The 20167-nt window shown below is 54.9% G+C and carries 20 protein-coding genes and 1 other annotated feature; of the genes, 7 read left to right on the forward strand and 13 right to left on the reverse strand.

The window, feature by feature from the left end; translation table 11 throughout:
* Positions 1-79: 79 nt before the first annotated feature.
* On the reverse strand, positions 80-1513 hold the full coding sequence (locus CWM53_RS25685; RefSeq protein WP_061154228.1) for a gluconate:proton symporter: 1434 nt from the start codon (positions 1511-1513) through the stop codon (positions 80-82).
* 277 nt (positions 1514-1790) lie between these two features.
* On the opposite strand from CWM53_RS25685, the gene CWM53_RS25690 reads away from it, so the two are divergent.
* From CWM53_RS25690 to CWM53_RS25700, 3 genes are read left to right on the forward strand one after another with little or no spacing between them, the layout of a single operon-like run.
* On the forward strand, positions 1791-2705 hold the full coding sequence (locus CWM53_RS25690) for a LysR family transcriptional regulator (RefSeq protein ID WP_048268542.1): 915 nt from the start codon (positions 1791-1793) through the stop codon (positions 2703-2705).
* A gap of 37 nt (positions 2706-2742) precedes the next feature.
* Positions 2743-4008: a D-amino acid dehydrogenase gene (locus CWM53_RS25695; RefSeq protein WP_342211105.1), complete on the forward strand. Its 1266-nt coding sequence runs from the start codon at positions 2743-2745 to the stop codon at positions 4006-4008.
* Positions 4005-4358 carry a RidA family protein gene (locus tag CWM53_RS25700; RefSeq protein ID WP_074385546.1) on the forward strand — a complete coding sequence of 118 codons (354 nt, stop codon included), beginning with the start codon at positions 4005-4007 and terminating at the stop codon, positions 4356-4358. The genes CWM53_RS25695 and CWM53_RS25700 overlap by 4 nt, the downstream gene beginning before the upstream one ends.
* Positions 4359-4410: 52 nt before the next feature.
* Here CWM53_RS25700 and ihfA read toward each other — a convergent pair whose 3' ends face one another.
* From ihfA to CWM53_RS25745, 10 genes are all read right to left on the reverse strand, one after another.
* A complete protein-coding gene (gene ihfA, locus CWM53_RS25705; RefSeq protein ID WP_002909098.1) occupies positions 4411-4710 on the reverse strand; it encodes an integration host factor subunit alpha in 300 nt (99 codons plus the stop codon).
* A 4-nt stretch (positions 4711-4714) separates the two neighbouring features.
* Positions 4715-7102, reverse strand: a complete 2388-nt coding sequence (pheT, locus tag CWM53_RS25710; RefSeq protein ID WP_100729512.1) for a phenylalanine--tRNA ligase subunit beta — start codon at positions 7100-7102, stop codon at positions 4715-4717.
* Between the two features lie 15 nt (positions 7103-7117).
* Positions 7118-8101 carry a phenylalanine--tRNA ligase subunit alpha gene (gene pheS / locus CWM53_RS25715; RefSeq protein WP_008804435.1) on the reverse strand — a complete coding sequence of 328 codons (984 nt, stop codon included), beginning with the start codon at positions 8099-8101 and terminating at the stop codon, positions 7118-7120.
* Between the two features lie 63 nt (positions 8102-8164).
* Positions 8165-8289: a sequence feature (Phe leader region), on the reverse strand.
* Positions 8240-8284, reverse strand: coding sequence for a pheST operon leader peptide PheM (gene pheM, locus CWM53_RS31415; protein WP_001386830.1), 45 nt, complete (start codon positions 8282-8284; stop codon positions 8240-8242). (Overlaps the previous feature by 45 nt.)
* A 118-nt stretch (positions 8290-8407) precedes the next feature.
* Positions 8408-8764 carry a 50S ribosomal protein L20 gene (gene rplT / locus CWM53_RS25720; protein ID WP_000124850.1) on the reverse strand — a complete coding sequence of 119 codons (357 nt, stop codon included), beginning with the start codon at positions 8762-8764 and terminating at the stop codon, positions 8408-8410.
* A gap of 50 nt (positions 8765-8814) precedes the next feature.
* Positions 8815-9012 carry a 50S ribosomal protein L35 gene (rpmI, locus tag CWM53_RS25725; RefSeq protein ID WP_001124225.1) on the reverse strand — a complete coding sequence of 66 codons (198 nt, stop codon included), beginning with the start codon at positions 9010-9012 and terminating at the stop codon, positions 8815-8817.
* 96 nt (positions 9013-9108) lie between these two features.
* Complete coding sequence (gene infC / locus CWM53_RS25730; protein ID WP_012967832.1) at positions 9109-9651, reverse strand: translation initiation factor IF-3; 543 nt, start codon at positions 9649-9651, stop codon at positions 9109-9111.
* Between the two features lie 3 nt (positions 9652-9654).
* Positions 9655-11583, reverse strand: coding sequence for a threonine--tRNA ligase (thrS, locus tag CWM53_RS25735; RefSeq protein WP_008804433.1), 1929 nt, complete (start codon positions 11581-11583; stop codon positions 9655-9657).
* A 432-nt stretch (positions 11584-12015) separates the two neighbouring features.
* Entirely contained in the window at positions 12016-12249 is a 234-nt protein-coding gene (locus CWM53_RS25740; protein ID WP_061154220.1) for a hypothetical protein, read from the reverse strand.
* 270 nt (positions 12250-12519) lie between these two features.
* Positions 12520-13278 (reverse strand): YdiY family protein, encoded by a 759-nt coding sequence (locus tag CWM53_RS25745; RefSeq protein ID WP_061154219.1) that lies wholly within the window; start codon positions 13276-13278, stop codon positions 12520-12522.
* 354 nt (positions 13279-13632) lie between these two features.
* Between CWM53_RS25745 and pfkB the strand changes: the two genes are divergently transcribed.
* From pfkB to CWM53_RS25760, 3 genes are all read left to right on the forward strand, one after another.
* Positions 13633-14565, forward strand: coding sequence for a 6-phosphofructokinase II (gene pfkB / locus CWM53_RS25750; RefSeq protein ID WP_074385542.1), 933 nt, complete (start codon positions 13633-13635; stop codon positions 14563-14565).
* A 92-nt stretch (positions 14566-14657) separates the two neighbouring features.
* Positions 14658-14942, forward strand: a complete 285-nt coding sequence (gene ghoS / locus CWM53_RS25755; protein WP_100630680.1) for a type V toxin-antitoxin system endoribonuclease antitoxin GhoS — start codon at positions 14658-14660, stop codon at positions 14940-14942.
* A 105-nt stretch (positions 14943-15047) separates the two neighbouring features.
* The gene (locus CWM53_RS25760; protein WP_100729513.1) at positions 15048-15920 is read left to right on the forward strand and encodes a fructosamine kinase family protein; all 873 of its coding nucleotides are present in this window, start codon (positions 15048-15050) and stop codon (positions 15918-15920) included.
* A gap of 43 nt (positions 15921-15963) precedes the next feature.
* On the opposite strand, the gene tonB is transcribed toward CWM53_RS25760, so the two are convergent.
* Entirely contained in the window at positions 15964-16710 is a 747-nt protein-coding gene (tonB, locus tag CWM53_RS25765; protein ID WP_100630681.1) for a TonB system transport protein TonB, read from the reverse strand.
* 210 nt (positions 16711-16920) lie between these two features.
* On the opposite strand from tonB, the gene CWM53_RS25770 reads away from it, so the two are divergent.
* Positions 16921-17217: a YciI family protein gene (locus CWM53_RS25770; protein WP_008804420.1), complete on the forward strand. Its 297-nt coding sequence runs from the start codon at positions 16921-16923 to the stop codon at positions 17215-17217.
* A 270-nt stretch (positions 17218-17487) separates the two neighbouring features.
* Here CWM53_RS25770 and CWM53_RS25775 read toward each other — a convergent pair whose 3' ends face one another.
* Complete coding sequence (locus CWM53_RS25775; RefSeq protein WP_100729514.1) at positions 17488-19917, reverse strand: glucose/quinate/shikimate family membrane-bound PQQ-dependent dehydrogenase; 2430 nt, start codon at positions 19915-19917, stop codon at positions 17488-17490.
* Positions 19918-20167: the final 250 nt, after the last annotated feature.

Consider the following 20167-nt stretch of genomic DNA (forward strand, 5'->3'; position numbering starts at 1 on the left):
GTGTCCCGGTGAGAAAAGGAAAACCTCGCGCCCGTTTGTCGACGCGGAGGAAGACCTCCACCGCGTCGGCGGTCGTTCGTCACACCAGGATCTGAAACAGCAGCGCAAAGAGAATGATATTCGCCACCACGATTGCCCAGCCGTTATAGAGCATATATTTCAGATGCGTGGACTGCGCCAGCCCCATCTGGCCGAACATGTCCGATGAGGGAAACGGACCGAACCAGTCCACCTGAGACGAGGCCAGCAGCACCGCGGTGGTCCCCTGCGGCGGCACGCCGGCGGCCATCAGCATCGGGCCAAAGATTTTATGGGTAAACGTCATCTGTGCCACCGCCGCACCGGGCACATGGCCGATAATATTGAACGCGAAGATGCTAAAGCACAGCCAGGCCGGGGAGATCCCCTCAAGCAGCGGTTGGGTATACTCCAGCAGCCCCTGATAGGCATGCAGACCATCCATCAGTTCAAGGATTGGGTTATACAGCCAGTAGAGGATAAACATCCACACCAGACGGCCGCAACCGTGATATAGCGCCTGCAGGATCTGCGTCGGCCGCAGGCCGCCTACCAGCCCGGTCATCAGCGCCACCAGCAGCATCACGATAATCGCAAAGCTGAATCCGGCTTTGATCACCACGCCAACCACCGCCATTACAATGATCGTCGCGGCGAAGGCCAGCGCGCTTAATTTACGCCGACGCTGCTGCGCGGCGCTGAGATCCTCTTTCGGCTTTTCCGAGAGATCGACGTCATAGCGCAGTTTGCCTTCGGTCATCTTCTGGATCCGCCCCGCCATGACCCAGCCGGCCAGCAGCGTCACCGCACTCATCGGCAGACCGACGTACAGCAGATAATCCGGATAGCTCAACCCGCCGAGGCTGAGGATCGTCACGGTGCTGGGGGTGAAGGGCCCGGTAAAGAGCCCAACGGAGCCGGCGGTCATCATCAGCGCGGCGACCGTCGGCGGCGTTAAGCGTACCGCTGCCGCCACCGGAATGATCACGGCCACGATAATGGCGTTTCCACCGGCCATGGTGCCCAGCGAACCACAAATTAAAATTGATGACACCACAATGCCGAACTTAACCCGCGTCTGGCTCGACAGCCCAATACGATGGACCACGAATTTCACCAGCTCAACCGCTGCGCCGGTGCGGGTGGCCACTTCCCCCACGCCGGCGCCGAGCATAATGATAAGCCCTACGGTGGCGATAAATGACCCTGTGGATTTCGCCAGCATCGTGCCCATTTCCGGCAGGCCGGTCGAGGTCATTATCATGGCGATAATAATCGAGGAGATCACCGCCAGCACAATATCAACGCCGATCAGCGATAATATCGCTAGCGCCACCAGCGGCGTAAATCCCAGCAGGCCAAGCTCGCTGCCCGGACGACCGTGGCACCACAGCGCGATCAACACGAACAGCAGCAATAACAGACCAATAATAACGTTTTTCCGCGTGATATTTCGTCTGACAGGCGCATTGCCTGTGAGCGTTGAGTCACTCATAACACTCCTTAATGCCAATCAATCCGACCGTAAAGGTCAGGTGGTGTATTGGGGCCTGCTCAGAAAACATCCGCCCTCTTTTTCATTATTGGCCGCGAGCCTGAGGGTGCGTTTGGGTACAAAGGAATAGATTCTGAGAGCGTAATATTCCGCCATCAGGCGGGGTCTACAGCACAATATGTAACCGGAGCGCTGATTGGAGATTAAATTTATGTTAACTTAGTGTTAGTGGAAAATGACTTTTTATCGGTAGGCTATAACCCTGAGTTAACTGTTCATGAAACTGCGTCATCTGGAAATCTTTCATGCCGTAATGACCTGCGGCTCGCTGTCACGGGCGGCGGAAGCGCTCAATATCTCCCAGCCAGCGGCCAGCAAAGCGTTAAAAAGCGCCGAGATGAAACTGGGCTTTACCCTCTTTCAGCGGGTGCGCGGCAAGCTGCTGCCGACCAGCGAGGCGATCACACTTTTCGAAAAAGCGCAGAGCATCTATCAGGACCTCGATAATCTGCGTCTGCTGGCCGACAACCTGGCCCGCGATCCGCGCGCCAAAATCACCTTAGGCTGCCTGCCGAGTCTGGGATTAAGCCTGGTGCCAGAGCTGGTGACCGACTTTTATCAGCAAAACAGCAACCTGGTGATGACGCTCACCACCGAGCACACCGAGACGCTGGTCAGGAAACTGGATTTACGTGAGATAGATTTAGCGCTGACGCTGCAGCCGGTGCAGCAGGGAGAGATCCTGACCACCCTGATTGCCGAAGTGCCGCTGGTGTACATCGACCGTCATTATCGTCAGGGAGCGGTGGACATCAGCCAGATCGACCAGCAGCGCTGGATCTCGCCAGGGCCGCACTCGCTCTCAGCCGCCATCGCCACCCGTCGCGACTTTTCCACCACCCGGCTTAACGTCCAGACCTACTATATGGCCACCGAGTTCGTGAAGCGCGGTATGGGCTGCAGCATCACTGATATCTTTTCCGCCCAGCACAACCTGGATCCCGAGATGATCCACCCCATTACGCCGCCGATTGCCATCAACCTCTGCCTGCTGCGCCGGGCCGATGTTTCGCTGAGTCCAATGGCGCAAAAGTTCGTCGATTTTCTCTGCCAGCGTCTGCGCCAGCAACTCAAGGAGATTAACCTGCGGTTATACCCTGACCATAAAAAGTCAATTGCGCCGCTGGGGTAAATGCTTTGACATAACCCGATAAATTGATCAGCGGTGGATATATCGGGTTATGAACAAACGCATTGTCATTATCGGCGGCGGCGTGGTCGGTCTGGCCACGGCCTGGGAACTGATTAAGCGCGGCCATCGGGTGCAATTACTGGAGCGCAATGCCGAACCGGGCAGTGCCACCAGTTTTGCTAACGGCGGACAATTAAGTTATCGCTACGTTGCCCCCCTTGCCGATAGCGGCGTTCCCCTGCAGGGGATTAAATGGATGGGCAAAGCCGATTCGCCGCTGAATATGCGTCTTAAGATGTCTTTCCAGCAGTGGCGCTGGCTGCTGCAGTTCCTGCGTGCCTGTAATAGCCAGACTAATAAAATGAACGGCAATCATATTTTGCGCCTGTCGTTGCTCAGCCGTCAGGTCATGCAGTCGTGGCAGGATGAGGATAATCTTGCCGATTTTCACTGGCGGCGCAGCGGTAAATTAATTATCCATCGCCGCGAATATGATTTTAATAAAGCGGCAAAAGGAATAGATCCTCAGTATCAGCAAGCGCTGAATGCTGAAGCCTGTCTGCAGCTGGAGCCGGCACTCAGACATATCAGCCCTTCGCTGCAGGGCGGAATTTATTCGCCGGGCGATGAAACGGCAGATTGCCATCAGTTCTGCCTTGCCCTGCTCGACAAGCTCAATGCCAGCAACGACTTTAGCCTGCTGACCCACTGTGAGGTGCAGCGGCTCAATAAGCGCGGCGGACGCATCAGTTCGCTGGAGACCAGCCGAGGGACCATCACCGGCGATGATTATGTCGTCGCCGCCGGTAACGGTAGCGGTCCTCTGCTTGGGCATCTGGGGGTTCGCGTGCCGCTGTGCGCCCTGAAGGGGTACAGCCTGACCCTGCCCTATCCTGAGAAAGCAGGAATTGCCCCGAACATCAGCGTCACCGATTACGGGCACAAAATCGTGTATGCCCGCCTTGGCCAACAACTGCGCATCGCGGCGATGGTGGACATCGGCTACGACGGCGACCAACTGCGCGAGAGCCGCATTCAGGCGCTGAAAAACATCGTTGCCCGCAGCTTTCCCGAACTCGAGGGGCTGGACAAGGCCGAAGCCTGGACCGGCATGCGTCCGTCAACACCAGCAGGCCCGCCGATGCTGGGGCGCGCCGGATACCCCAATCTGTGGATGAACCTCGGCCAGGGTAGTCTCGGCTTTACCCTCGCCGCCGGCAGCGCGGTGGTGCTGGGCGCGTTAATCGACAATCAGGCACCCACTATTTCTTTAGAAGGTCTCACATGGAAACAAACCGCATGACCATTATTCGCAATAATCCACAACCTCGCCTTTCCGCCAGCGTTGAGTATGGCAATCTGCTGTTCCTCTCCGGGCAGACGCCAAAAAGTAACGAAGACGATATTGTTTTACAAACCCGCGAAGTGCTGGAGAAGATCGACGCCCTGCTGGCCGGGGCCGGGAGCGATAAGCGACATATTCTCTCCGCGCAGATCTGGCTGAAAGATATCGAACGTGATTTTGTCGCCTTCAATGACGTGTGGGTACAGTGGATGCCGGAAGGCCAGAGCCCGGCGCGAGCAACCGTTCAGGCAGAGATGGCGCGACCGGATATCCTGGTGGAGATCATGCTCACCGCCGTCAAAGCGTAAGGACGTATAGAAAAGAAAAAGGCCGCAATGCGGCCTTTTTAATTAGTTCAGATTATTTGTCTTTCGGTGACGCGTTTTCGACACGGCTTTTCAGCTTCTGACCGGGTCTGAAGGTCACCACGCGCCGGGCTGTAATGGGAATATCCTCCCCCGTCTTCGGGTTACGTCCCGGGCGTTGGTTTTTATCCCGCAAATCGAAGTTGCCGAACCCGGAGAGTTTGACCTGTTCTCCGTTTTCCAGAGCACGACGGATCTCTTCGAAAAACAACTCGACCAGTTCTTTGGCATCCCGCTTGCTAAGCCCAAGCTTATCAAACAGATATTCTGACATTTCAGCTTTTGTAAGCGCCATAGGTTCAATCCCTCAATGATGCCTGGAATCGCTCTTTTAATGCCTCTACACATCTGGCAACGGTAGCGGCAATCTCCTCTTCTTCGAGTGTACGGCTGGTATCCTGCAGGATCAGGCTAATCGCAAGGCTCTTATACCCTTCCGCCACACCTTTACCACGGTACACGTCAAATAAGTTTACGCCAACTACCTGATTTACGCCAACTTTCTTACATTCGGCTAAAACATCGGCAGCAGCCACGTTTTCAGCGACCAGTACCGCGATGTCGCGACGGTTCGCCGGGAAGCGGGAAATATCGCGCGCCTGAGGCACCACGCGGTCTGCGAGCTTGTTCCACTCCAGTTCGAACACCAGAGTGCGACCGTTCAGATCCAGTTTACGTTCCAGCTCCGGATGAACAACCCCAATGAAACCAATGCGTTCACCTTTAAGATAAATCGCTGCGGATTGGCCTGGATGCAGCGCAGTTATCGCTTCGCCACGGAACTCGATGTCGGCCAATTTACCGGTTAAATCCAGAACGGATTCCAGATCGCCCTTCAGATCATAGAAATCGACCGTCTCTTTCGCCAGCGTCCAGTGCTCTTCGTAACGGTTGCCGCAGATCGCCCCGGCCAGCATCACATCCTGACGAATGCCCAGCGGCGCCTGAGTATCCGGCACGAAGCGCAGACCGCTCTCAAAGATGCGCACGCGGCTCTGCTGACGGTTCTGGTTGTAGACCACGGTCCCCAGCAGGCCAGTCCACAGCGACAGACGCATCGCCGACATTTCGCTGGAGATCGGGCTTGGCAGGATCAGCGCCTCTTCCCCGGCGTGGATCAGCTGCTGGACTTTAGGGTCAACAAAGCTGTAGGTGATCACTTCCTGATAGCCTTTGTCGTTCAGCAGCGTTTTTACGCGCTTCAGCGACAGGTCAGCTTCACGGTGGGTACCCATGATCAGACCCGCCTGTACTGGCTCATCAGGAATGTTGTTGTAGCCATAAACGCGAGCCACTTCTTCGACCAGATCTTCTTCGATCTCCATGTCGAAACGCCAGCTCGGGGCGACTGCCTGCCACTCGCCCTGACCCACCGTCACTTCACAGCCGAGCCGCTGCAGAATGTCGGTGACCTGCGCGTCATCGATATGGTGGCCAATCAGGCGATCCAGTTTGCTACGACGCAGGGTAATGGTGGCGCGTTTTGGCAGGGTCTCTTCGTGGGTCACGTCGATCACCGGGCCGGCTTCACCGCCGCAGAGGTCGATCAGCAGACGCGTGGCACGCTCCAGCGCTTTATACTGCAGCGCCGGATCGACGCCGCGCTCATAGCGATGAGAGGCATCGGTGTGCAGGCCGTGACGGCGCGCGCGGCCGGTAATGGACAGCGGGCTGAAGAAGGCACACTCCAGCAGCACGTTCTGGGTTTCGTCGTTAACACCGGAGTGTTCCCCGCCGAAGATCCCGCCCATCGCCAGCGCTTTGTTATGGTCAGCAATAACCAGGGTGTCACTGTCGAGCTTCGCTTCAGAGCCATCGAGCAGCACCAGGGTTTCACCCTCTTTCGCCATGCGCACCACGATCCCGCCTTCGATACGGTCGCGGTCAAAGGCGTGCATCGGCTGGCCCAGCTCAAGCAGCACATAGTTGGTCACGTCAACCACTGCATCGATAGAGCGGATCCCGCAGCGACGCAGCTTCTCTTTCATCCACAGCGGGGTCGGCGCTTTGACGTTGATGCCTTTCACCACGCGGCCCAGATAGCGCGGGCACGCCTGCGGCGCGTCAACCTGAATCGGCAGCACGTCGTCAATGGTCGCGACAACCGGCGTGATTTCCGGCGCGTTCAGCGGCGCTTTGTTCAGCACAGCGACATCGCGCGCCACACCGATGATACCCAGGCAGTCGGCACGGTTTGGCGTGACGCTGATTTCGATAGTGTTATCGTCAAGCTTGAGGTATTCACGAATATCAGTGCCGATCGGCGCATCCGCCGGCAGTTCGATGATACCGCTATGGTCGTCGGAAATACCCAGCTCGGAGAAGGAGCACAGCATCCCTTCTGACGGTTCGCCGCGCAGCTTCGCCGCTTTAATTTTAAAATCGCCCGGCAGTACGGCGCCGATGGTGGCTACCGCGACCTTCAGTCCCTGACGGCAGTTTGGCGCGCCGCAGACGATATCCAGCAGGCGTTCACCGCCCACGTTGACTTTGGTGACGCGCAGTTTGTCAGCATTTGGATGCTGGCCGCACTCCACCACTTCACCGACCACTACGCCGTTGAAGCTGCCGGCAACCGGCTCAACGCCATCGACTTCGAGGCCCGCCATGGTGATCTGATCGGAAAGCGCTTCGCTGTCGATCGCCGGGTTAACCCACTCGCGTAACCACAGTTCACTGAATTTCATTGTTCTGTCCTGCCCTTATTTAAACTGTTTGAGGAAACGCAGATCGTTTTCGAAGAATGCGCGCAAATCGGTCACGCCATAACGCAGCATGGTCAGACGCTCCATCCCCATACCGAAGGCGAAGCCGGAGTAGACTTCCGGATCGATACCCACGTTACGCAGCACGTTCGGGTGTACCATCCCGCAGCCCAGCACTTCCAGCCATTTGCCGTTTTTCCCCATCACATCAACTTCTGCGGACGGCTCGGTGAACGGGAAGTAGGACGGACGGAAGCGCACCTGCAGATCTTCTTCAAAGAAGTTGTTCAGGAAGTCGTGCAAAGTCCCTTTCAGGTTGGTGAAGCTGATGTTCTTATCAACAATCAGACCTTCCATCTGATGGAACATCGGGGTGTGGGTCTGATCGTAGTCGTTACGATAGACGCGGCCCGGCGCGATAATGCGGATGGGCGGTTGCTGGTTTTCCATGGTGCGGATCTGCACGCCGGAGGTCTGAGTACGCAGCAGGCGAGTGGCATCGAACCAGAAAGTGTCGTGGTCAGCGCGCGCCGGATGATGACCCGGAATATTCAGCGCATCGAAGTTGTGGTAATCATCTTCGATTTCCGGGCCAGTCGCCACGGTAAAGCCGAGCTCACCGAAGAAACTTTCAATACGGTCGATGGTGCGAGTGACCGGATGCAGGCCGCCATTTTCAATGCGGCGACCTGGCAGCGAGACGTCAATGGTCTCTGCGGCCAGACGCGCATTCAGCGCTGCGCCTTCCAGATCAGCTTTACGCGCGTTCAGCGCCTGCTGTACCTGCTCTTTCGCTTCGTTGATGACCGCGCCGGCTGCCGGACGCTCTTCCGGCGGTAACTCACGCAGGGTGGTCATTTGCAGGGTCAGATGCCCTTTTTTACCCAGGTATTCCACGCGGACGTTGTCCAGCGCAGCAACATCTGATGCCTCGTTAATGGCTGCCTTGGCACTGGCAACCAGCTCTGCGAGATGTGACATGGTTTTCCTCATTATGTCGGTGCAGACACCGGTTATAGTGAAATTAATATCCCGAATCCATATACGAAAAAAGCCTCCACAGGGGAGGCTTTCTGGCGCTGTTTTCCGTTTCTTCTTTCACGCGCTAGCCTCCTGAGTTCAGGTGCTAAAGTAAAAAAAGAAGCGGAAAATAGCAGCATTCATGCTTGCATTACCTTGTCTGGTAAGAAACGTCAGACCTGTATTGAAAAGCCTGCGCCAATAAAAGTCAATGTATTGATGGTGTTGAAACGAAAAGAGGGAGACAAGCTCCCTCTTTCAACTGGCTTATGCCAGAGCTGCTTTCGCTTTTTCGACCAGAGCGGTGAACGCTACTTTGTCGAATACGGCGATGTCAGCCAGGATCTTACGGTCGATTTCAACAGAGGCTTTTTTCAGGCCGTTGATGAATTTGCTGTAAGAAATACCGTTCTGACGTGCTGCTGCGTTGATACGTGCAATCCACAGTTGACGGAACTGACGTTTACGTTGACGACGGTCACGGTAAGCGTACTGACCAGCTTTGATAACAGCCTGGAAGGCAACGCGGTATACGCGAGAACGCGCACCGTAGTAGCCTTTAGCTTGTTTCAAAATTTTCTTGTGACGTGCACGTGCAATTACACCACGTTTTACGCGAGCCATGTGTGCTCTCCTGTATCTATTCTAAGTTAAAAAAGTTAAACGTTAACGACTTATGCGTACGGCAGGCACGCGATAACCAGGCCCAGATCGCCTTTGGAAACCATGGCTTTCGGACGCAGGTGACGTTTACGCTTGGTAGCTTTTTTAGTCAGAATGTGACGCAGGTTAGCGTGCTTGTGCTTAAAACCACCTTTACCGGTTTTTTTGAAGCGCTTAGCAGCACCGCGTACGGTCTTAATTTTTGGCATCTTAATAACTTCCACTTCGCATTGTTAATAAACGAAACATAGGCGAACAACATCAGTGAAGCCCTAAGGCTCCACTGACATCGCTACTTGAAGGCCTTACTGTTTCTTCTTAGGAGCGAGCACCATGATCATCTGGCGGCCTTCGATCTTCGTAGGGAAGGATTCGACTACTGCCAGTTCACTCAGATCGTCACGGACGCGCGTAAGCACTTCCATACCGATCTGCTGGTGGGCCATCTCACGACCGCGGAAACGCAGTGTGATCTTAGCCTTATCGCCATCTTCGAGAAAGCGAACCAGGCTGCGGAGTTTTACCTGGTAATCACCATCATCGGTCCCAGGACGGAATTTAATTTCCTTAACCTGGATAACTTTTTGCTTTTTCTTCTGTTCCTTAGAAGACTTACTCTTTTCATAAAGGAACTTGCCGTAGTCCATGATACGACAAACTGGCGGTTCGGCGTTAGGGCTGATTTCAACTAAATCTACTCCGGCCTCTTCAGCCTTTTCGAGAGCTTCTCTCAGACTCACAATACCCAAAGCTTCGCCTTCCAGACCTGTCAAGCGAACTTCCAGGGCGCGAATCTCGCCATTGATACGATTCGGACGTGCCGTTTGAACTCGTTTTCCGCCTTTAATACCTTATTCCTCCAGTTGTTGAAGACTGCGGCTGCGAATCTCTTGTTGCAGCTTCTCAATCACTTCACTTACGTCCATGCTGCCGAGGTCTTTCCCGCGACGGGTGCGCACGGCCACTTTACCGGCTTCGACTTCTTTGTCGCCACAGACCAACATATACGGGACACGACGTAAAGTGTGCTCGCGGATTTTAAAGCCAATCTTCTCATTTCTCAAGTCTGCTTTTACACGAATGCCCGCATTTTGTAGTTTACGCGTCAATTCGTTAACGTATTCAGCCTGAGAATCGGTAATATTCATGACCACTACCTGCACTGGTGCAATCCAGGTTGGGAAGAAGCCAGCGAACTCTTCGGTCAGGATGCCAATGAAGCGCTCCAGAGAACCGAGAATCGCACGGTGAATCATGACCGGCACCTGACGCTCGTTGTTTTCGCCCACATAGGAGGCGCTTAAACGTTGCGGCAGAGAGAAGTCCAGCTGTACCGTACCGCACTGCCATGCACGATCGAGGCAGTCATACAGGGTAAATTCAATTTTCGGGCCGTAGAAGGCCCCTTCGCCCAGTTGATACTCAAATGGGATGTTATTTTCTTCCAGCGCCACTGCCAGATCCGCTTCCGCGCGATCCCAGGTCTCATCGCTACCGATACGTTTTTCCGGGCGAGTCGACAGTTTGACGACGATCTTCTCGAAGCCAAAGGTGCTGTACATATCGTAGACCATACGAATACAGGCGTTCACTTCATCGCGAACCTGATCTTCAGTACAGAAGATATGCGCATCATCCTGGGTAAAGCCGCGAACACGCATCAGGCCGTGCAGCGCGCCAGACGGTTCGTTACGGTGACAGCTACCGAATTCCGCCATACGCAGCGGCAGATCGCGGTAGGATTTCAGCCCCTGGTTGAAGATCTGCACGTGGCCCGGGCAGTTCATCGGCTTAATGCAGTATTCACGGTTCTCGGAAGAGGTGGTGAACATCGCATCTTTGTAGTTGTCCCAGTGGCCGGTTTTCTCCCACAGCACACGGTCCATCATGAACGGACCTTTTACTTCCTGATACTGGTACTCTTTCAGTTTAGAACGAACGAATGTTTCCAGTTCACGGAAGATGGTCCAGCCATCGTTATGCCAGAACACCATACCCGGCGCCTCTTCCTGCATATGATACAGGTCGAGCTGCTTGCCAATTTTACGGTGGTCACGCTTGGCGGCTTCTTCAAGACGCTGCAGATAGGCATTCAGCGCTTTTTTATCCGCCCACGCGGTGCCGTAGATACGCTGCAACATTTTATTGTTGCTGTCGCCGCGCCAGTAGGCACCGGCGGTTTTCATCAGCTTGAAGTGATGACAGAAGCGCATATTCGGTACGTGCGGGCCGCGGCACATATCGATATATTCTTCATGATGATACAGACCCGGCTTATCATCATGAGCAATGTTTTCGTCAAGAATTGAAACTTTATAGGTTTCCCCGCGCTTCACGAAGGTTTCACGCGCTTCGTGCCAGCTGACTTTCTTCTTGATGACATCGTAGTTTTTCTCGGCGAGCTCATGCATACGTTTTTCGAGCGCGTCGATATCTTCCTGAGTCAGGGTGTGGTCGAGGTCTACGTCATAGTAGAAGCCATTATCGACAACCGGACCGATAGCCATTTTGGTGTTGGGCCACAGCTGTTTAATGGCATGGCCTAACAGGTGCGCACAGGAGTGACGAATGATCTCCAGCCCTTCTTCATCTTTCGCAGTGATAATAGAGAGAGTGGAATCCGTTTCGATCGGGTCGCAGGCGTCTACCAGTTCACCGTTTACCCGCCCGGCAATGGTGGCTTTCGCCAGGCCTGGACCGATATCCAGCGCAACATCCATGGGGCTAACAGCGTGGTCAAAATGGCGTTGACTGCCATCAGGAAGCGTAATTACAGGCATTTTATGTCCTTATTTGCAGTGGTGCCCCACACGAAAGAGCACATACAAAACTATATAATCATAATTATCATCAGGTTAAGGCGCAGTTCCCGCTTCACTCTGCGAAAAAAGGAGGACGACCGGATGGACCGTTCCCGCCTGCCACCGCCTGCTGATAACACCGGAGAGTAGTTTACACATCATTGGTACGTGATTAAAGCCGCAAGCGTATAAATGATGGCGGAATGTGGAGAAAACAAGAGAGATTGAGATAAAAAGACGAATATCCTGCTACTGCAGGCGAGAATAATCCCCGGCAAAGCCGGATAATATTATTCGGACGTGATAGAAGAGACGCAATGATATTGCATACTTAATCTTTAACGCAGCGCGTTAAACCGGTACCGCTTCACCCGGCTTAATTGACGTACGGCGAAATAAAGGTCTGGTATATTATGACCACTCGCCGGCCACCAGCGTATGCACATTAAAGGCATCGCTCATGGATTGTCCGGTGGTCCGGGAACCGGGGGCGATATTCGAGCCAGCCTCAACGTCAGTCGCTTTGGCGATGCCTATCTGAGTATGGTCCTGGTTGCCCGACGGCGGGACTGGCGTGGCAGCTGATGCGCCAAAAGAAAGCACGCACAGCGCCAGGGCTGCGATGGTAAATTGAGTGTTTTTCATGATGTTCATTCTCTTATTACGGAAGACAGACCGCGCGATTTCTCCGCCAGGTCAGTGCATCTCAGTATAGATCCAGATCACATATTTGTCCGTCAAATATTTAGCTTTTCGTGTCAAATAGAATGAATATTTGTCAACAAATCGGGAATAATGGAGAAAAGATGGAGGGCTATTTCTTTTTATAAAAACTAAAACGAAAGGTCAGAAAAAATAATGCCACTAATTGCTAAATTTAAAACGAACAGGCCGGGAAAACCCGGCCTGAAAATATTACATTTTATACCCAAGGGACAGCGACGTCCGGCGATCGGTATGCTCCGGCGCAGAGGAAGGCGGCGCCGAGTTCCAGGTCACGTTGTAAGCGACTTTCAGCGCGAAATGGGCGTTAATCGCCACGTTTAACGCGCTCTCAGAGTTGACGGTGGTGTCCTCAGCGCCAAACACCGATACCCCTTGCGTAAATTTGGCGTTATCGGTCATCTGCCAGGCCCAGGTGCCGGAGGCGTAACCCAGCGGCTGAGTATCGGTTTCTCCATCGGTAAACTCGTCATAGCGGACGCCAGGACCGAATTCAAACCGCAGGCTGTGCACGGGACCGTTGAGGATCTGACGACCATAACCCGCCGTCAGGACATCACGCTGCTGATAGCCATTATAGCGGTCGGTCAGCCAGCTGCCCTGACCAAAGAGATAGTTCATATCGGTCAGGTTATAGCGGCTACGCCCACCGACTGCATATTTTTCTGAGGATCGCTCATCGTTGGAAGAGGTGTTGCTGGCGTTCCCCCACAGCGACCATGCGGTGGTATTACCATACCAGGTCAAGGTGGAATCTGCCGTCATCGAGGAGTTCTTGGTGTTGCCGGACTGCGCCAGGTAGCCTGCGTTAACCACACCTTCGAAAGGTTTTTTAGCAGCGGAAGGGTCATCCATGACGGTAAATACAGAATCATCGGCCATTGCGCCAACAGACGCAAAAAGCCCCCCCGCCAGCATAACCGCTGCGGGTACTGTCTTTAAAAGCTTCATTATAACTCTCTAAAATACATTTTTTAGGACAGTACAAATGATGAACAGACACAACCTGCCCGCTCATTGAATTTAGCGTCCGTACAACATAAAAGAGACCTGAGGGTCCCGGAAACTTTCGCGAGGATCGCGGTGTGCAGGTCCTAAGAAAGGTAGCAAATTATAAAAAAGCACGAATAACATAGCAATCACTTACTCTTTCGTTTTTTGAATAAGACAGCTCCGGAAACAATCTTTATTTCATAATGAAAATACAAGCTTCTTTGCAAATCTCTCAGGAACATCACTTTCCCTCCCGGAGTCATCGTGCCATGCTTAAATAAAATACAGTCGCCGTATTAAGGAGGAGAAGGAATGACCAAAATTTATACGCTAACGCTGGCCCCCTCGCTGGATAGCGCCACGCAGACCCCACAGATTTACCCCGAAGGTAAACTCCGCTGCAGCGCGCCGGTATTTGAGCCCGGCGGCGGCGGGATCAACGTCGCCCGTGCCGTGACCTTTCTTGGCGGTAAAGCCACCGCCATTTTCCCGGTTGGCGGCGCCACCGGCGAGCACTTAGCAGCCCTGCTGGCCGATGAGCAGGTACCGGTCGAGACCGTCGAAACCCGAGACTGGACGCGGCAAAACCTGCACGTTCACGTGGCCGCCAGCGGCGAACAGTATCGCTTTGTCATGCCCGGCGCAGCGCTGACGGATGATGAGTTCCGCCGCCTGGAAGAGAAAGTCCTGACGATCGAACCCGGCTCGCTGCTGGTGGTGAGTGGTAGCCTGCCGCCAGGTATCAGCGTCGAAAACCTGACGCAACTGGTGAAAAACGCGCAACAGCAGGGGCTGCGCTGCATTATCGACAGCTCCGGCGACGCGCTGGCTGCGGCGCTGGACGTCGGCAATATTGAGCTGGTGAAGCCGAACCAGAAAGAGCTCAGCGCCCTCGTACAGCGCGATCTGAGCCAACCCGATGACGTACGCCTTGCCGCCCAGTCGTTGATCCAGTCCGGTAAAGTACGCCGGGTGGTGGTTTCGCTCGGGCCGCAGGGGGCGTTAGGCGTTGACGCCAGCGGCAGCGTTCAGGTGGTGCCGCCGCCGATGAAAAGCCAGAGCACCGTCGGCGCCGGCGACAGCATGGTGGGCGCCATGACCCTGCGTCTGGCGGAAAACGCCGGGCTGGAGGATATGGTTCGCTTTGGCGTCGCCGCCGGTAGCGCCGCGACGATCAATCAGGGCACCCGTCTCTGCTCGCAGGCCAATACGCAAAAAATCTACGATTATCTCTGCGGTCGCTGATCTTCCCTGCCCCTCCGCGTCGGCGGAGGGAGTCACGATATTGGCTGGATGGTCTATGCTGGAAAGGCTATGGATAACAATGGGGTGTAGAGATGAGCAATGAGATAACCGCCTGGGTCACCAGCGTCGCCTTTCACGAACAGGCGCTGACGGAGATCAACGAGGTCAGCAACCACTTTACCCGCGCCGGGTTCGTACTGACGCTCAATGATGAAGACGGCAATCCCCATGAGCTGGGGACCAACACCTTTGGCCTGCTCAGCGCCCAGGATGCTGATGAAGTTAAGGCCCTCAGCGCAGGACTGGCGGAATCGGCCCTGGGCCGCCCGGCAGAGATTACGGTCAGCACATTCGCCGAGTGGTTAAAAGCTCAATAAGTGCGTTTAACGCAACGGAAAGCGTCAGTTGTGCGTCAGTTCCAGGTTTACCCGGTAGCAGTGCGCTAACCTTATGATATGGTGGAAAACATGGGGAGAGACAGCATGTGGCAAGCAATCAGTACACTTTTACGCGATTGGCATTCCGAAAACGCTGAAATCGAACTGAAAACCGAGCTGCCCGGTGGGGAAATCCATTCGGCCTGGCATTTACGCTTCGGCGGGAAAGATTACTTCGTGAAATGCGACGAACGTGAGCTTATGCCCATCTTCACCGCCGAGGCCGATCAGCTGGAACTGCTGTCGCGAAGCAAAACCGTTCGCGTGCCGCAGGTCTTTGCGGTCGGCAGCGACCGTGACTACAGCTTTGTGGTCATGGAATACCTCCCTCCCCGTCCGCTGGATGCGCATAATGCCTTCCTGCTCGGCCAGCAGTTAGCTCATCTGCACCAGTGGAGCGATCAGCCGCAGTTTGGTCTGGATTTCGACAACGATCTTTCCACCACGCCGCAGCCCAACGCCTGGCAGCGTCGCTGGTCGGTGTTCTTTGCCGAGCAGCGTATCGGCTGGCAGCTGGAGCTGGCGGCGGAGAAAGGGCTGCACTTTGGCGATATCGATACCTTAGTCGATGTGGTTCAGCAGCGGCTGGCCAACCATCAGCCGCAACCTTCTCTGCTCCATGGTGACCTGTGGTCCGGTAACTGCGCCTTAGGACCAGATGGCCCCTACATCTTCGATCCAGCCTGCTACTGGGGCGATCGCGAGTGTGATTTAGCCATGCTGCCGATGCACCCGGAACAGCCGCCGCAGATCTATGACGGCTACCAGTCCGTTTCACCGCTGCCAGCAGGTTTTCTCGATCGTCAGCCAGTCTATCAGCTGTACACCCTGCTGAACCGGGCAATTTTGTTCGGTGGCCAGCACCTGGTGACCGCCCAGCAGGCGCTGGACGATGTGCTGATGGAAAAAGCACGTTAGAAAAGGCTCCCGGCGGACCTCTCCGATCCGCCGGGCTCCGTTATCAGTTAATTTCGACCCCATTCAGACGGAATTTGATAGTCATCGTCACGCCGGTTCCCGGTCTTGCCTGCTCGTAACGCCATCTGCGCATCGCGCTTTTCACTTCGCGCTCGAACATATTTGCCGGCTGGGCAGAGAGGATCTGCAGGTTGTCGATTCGGCCATCAGGCGTCACGTCAAACTTCACCCGTACCGTCCCCTCGATGCGCAGCGCCTGGGCGCGGGTCGGATAGGTCGGCTGGACACGGCTGATCGCACGCGGGCCGCTCGGGGTAGTAACGGTGGGTTTGGCGGCCGCGGTCGAGGTGCTCGGCGCGGTGCGCGCTGGCGCCGTATTGTTGTTTTCAAACGGCGAGGCCGGACGCGGCTCTGCTGCCGGCTTCACGTCCCGCTTGGGCTGCTCAACCTTTTTCTCCGGCTTGGGTTTCGGTTTGGGTTTAGGCTTCGGCTTCGGTTCCGGTTTATGGATAACCACCGGCGCTTCTTTCGGCGGTTCAGGCACCACCTCGGGTTCCGGCTCAGGATCAGGTTCGACAACGGGCTCCACGACTGGCTGTGCCGCCGGGGGCGGCTCAAGATCGGCCGGCGCGACCATCGTAATCTCTATCGGCTGCGTCGGAGAAGGCTGTTCAATAACCTGATGTACCGAGGTATAAAGCAGCCCCGCCACAACGGCACCGTGGATAGCCACGGACAGCAGCGTTGGCCACGGGAAGCGGCGAGGTAAATCAAGGGTCATTGCGCTCATAGTCGTTTCTGTTGAAAAATGATGCTCCGATTTTAAATGCAAATAGCAATCATATTCAATAAGGCGTCTTAACCTGAGTCAATTTTTGCCACCATTTGCAGAAAAAAGCCGCGTCGGCAGCGCATTCGACACCGGTATGCATCTTTGCATTGCAGTCCATCGCCGTTTAACTTAACGTAATTCGCCTGATTATTGATAAGGAGCTTTGCCGTGCTTTACGTTATCTACGCTGAAGATATCGCCGATTCTCTGGAAAAGCGGCTGTCGGTTCGCCCTGCGCATCTCGCGCGTCTACAACTCTTACACGATGAAGGCCGGCTGCTTACCGCCGGGCCAATGCCGGCCGTTGACAGCAACGAACCCGGCGCAGCAGGGTTCAGCGGCTCAACGGTGATTGCCGAGTTTGAGTCGCTGGAAGCGGCTCAGTCCTGGGCGAATGATGATCCGTACATTGCGGCTGGCGTCTACCGCCAGGTCTCTGTTAAGCCGTACAAAAAAGTATTTTGAAAAAAATCCCCTGTTATTTTTCTGGTTAGCCACAAAAACACACCAGGCCATCAGATTAAAGGGCGCATTTTGGTACACAACATTAAAATGCCGCCCTTTTCCATCACGCGAAAAGTTTGGCTGTTCTCTCACTGACCTGTCCTGTGCAGGGTCAGATCCCCTCTCCTGCCACCACATCGTCGCCTACCGTCTCGCCATCCATGCATTAATATAAAAGGCCCCCGCTGTCCGGCGGGGGCCTTTGATCGTTATCGCTGATCCAACTACCTGTTACTTATCGAGCGCATAGGCAATCACGTAGTCACCGCGATCCGGCGACTGGCGGGCACCACCCGCGGAAATCAGGATGTATTGTTTGCCGGTCTTCGGCGAGACATAGCTGATGGGTCCCCCCTGGCTTCCTACCGGAAGACGGGCTTTCCAGACTTCTTCACCCGTCGATGAATCGAAGGCGCGCAGGTAGTAGTCCTGGGTTCCGGCAATGAACACCAGACCGCCCTGAGTGGCCAGGGTTCCGCCCAGCGTTGGCATACCGATCGGCATCTGAGCACGCATTTTTACGCCAAACGGACCGGTATCCTGGACGGTACCGACCGGCACCTGCCAGACGATTTTCTGTGTTTTCAGGTCAATCGCGGACAGCGTACCAAACGGTGGTTTCTGACACGGGATCCCCAGCGGCGACATGAAACGGTTTTTATTGACCGAGTACGGCGTTCCTTTCATCGGGACTGCCCCCATCCCGGCGTTCACCGCCTCGCCACCGGTGTTGGCCACCGCGCTTTGCGGGTCCTGCTTAATCAGCTGAACCCACAGACCCAGGCGCATATCATTGACGAAAATATAATGGTTGTTCGGATCGGTGGACAGGCTGCCCCAGTTCATTCCTCCCAGAGAGCCCGGGAAGCTGAGGGAAACATCGGTCCCCGGCATGGTGTACAGCCCGTCATAACGCATCGATTTGAAACTGATACGACAGACCAGTTGATCAAACGGCGTTGCCCCCCACATATCAGATTCTTTCAGGGTTTCCGCCCCAATCTGCGGCATCCCAACAGAGCGCGGCTGCGTCGCCGGATACTGTTCATTTGGGATATCAGCCGGTTTCACCGGGACCTCTTTCACTTCGGTAAGCGGGTGACCCGTCAGGCGATCAAGTACATAGATTTGGCCCGCTTTGGTCCCCACCACCACGGCGGGTTTGTTGCCCTCTTTGGTCGGGAAATCGACCAGGCTTGGCTGCATCGGGACATCGAAGTCCCACAGATCGTTACGCACGGTCTTGTATACCCACTTCTCTTTCCCGGTGGTCGCATCCAGCGCCAGGATTGAAGTGGCGTATTTGTGATCGCCCTGAATACGGTCTGCGCCCCACAGGTCAACAGAGGAGCTCCCCATTGGAATAAACAGGGTATTCATAGACGCATCCCAGGACATGGGCGCCCAGGAGTTAGCGGAACTGCGTTTGTAATGTTCCCCCGGTTGCAGAACATGATTGGGATCCGGATTACGCGGATCAAATGCCCAGCGCTGCTGGCCGGTGATCACGTCATAACCGCGTACCACGCCGCCCGGCATGTCAGTACTGACGTTATCCGCCACGCGGCCTCCAACCACCACCGTGGTGCCAGCCAGCGTCGGGGCTGAAGTCAACACATAGCTTGGATCTGCCGCAGCGCCCATCCCTTCCCGCAGATTCACGCTGCCGTTCGTCCCGAAGTCCGGGCAGAATTGGCCGTTATCTGCGTCTAAGGCGATCAATCTGTCATCAATCGTATTCATCAGGATGCGACGCTGGCATGCTGCACCTGGCGCGACCTGTGCCGGCAGAACCGGGGAGGAGCCTGCCACAGTGGGCTGCGTCAGTGGCTTCGTCGCATCAAAATACGCCAGGCCTCGGCAGCGCATCCAGATGGCGGATTTCGCATTAATTTCCGCTCTCCAGATCTCTTTTCCACTATCGGCATCGACGGCGATCACATTGTTATGCGGGGTACAGAGGAAAACACGATCGCCTACCTGCAGCGGTGTTTGCTGATCTTCTGCGCCATTGCCATCCGGGCTTAACGGGGTGTCGCCAGTATGGAAGGTCCAGACGGGTTTCAGGTTTTTTACATTGTCACGCGTGATCTGGTCCAACGCCACAAAGCGGCTACCGCCGGCAGTATTGCCGTAGTGGTCCCAGTTTTGCTGTTTAGCGTCTTCTTTTACCGGCACCAGCGGTAATTTCTCGCCGCTGAACGCCACTGTGGGATGGGGCTGAAACATCTGAACAAAGGTGACGCCCATGGCGATAACCAGAACAACGCAGACCCCCCATGCCCCTTTGGTGCTGTAAGGCTTTCCTTCATGCTTACGTAGCGCAGGCCAGGTGGCCGCCGCCAGCAGCATCAACCCGGCGGGTACCATCAAACGGGAAACGAGCGGCCAGAAGTCGAAGCCGGCATCAAACAGTGCCCAAATCAGGGTACCCACGAATACCAGAGCAAACAGCCACACCGCGGACGACTTGCGGCGGAAAAACTGAATCGCGGCGAGCAGGGTAATAACCCCGGCAATAAGGAAATACCAGCTTCCCCCCAGGGAAACCAGTTTATAACCGCCGATGACAAAGAACAGGCCTGTCGCAAGCAGTATCACGCCGACCAGCAGGCACCACAGGCCTAACCAGCCGGATGAGCGGGGATTCGTATCTGACATAATAACTCTCCTGATAACACCATGAAATAAAACTATTTCTTATTTAACTATCGATGTTTAACCCCGCAGTAAGCCAGACGGCATAAATGAAGCATAATGCCGGGATAGAAAATGGCGACAAAACATCGATGCCAGGAATTATATTGAATTGTTAATAGATTGTGTAAGTCCGTTATGTAAGATCTTGTATTTTATTTATTTGTTGATTGTTTTTTATGCAAGCCTGGCGCGATATAGCAAAAAAAACGCC

Origin of the sequence: Klebsiella sp. A-Nf5 (assembly GCF_002810545.1) — a bacterium.
GTDB lineage: Bacteria > Pseudomonadota > Gammaproteobacteria > Enterobacterales > Enterobacteriaceae > Klebsiella > Klebsiella variicola.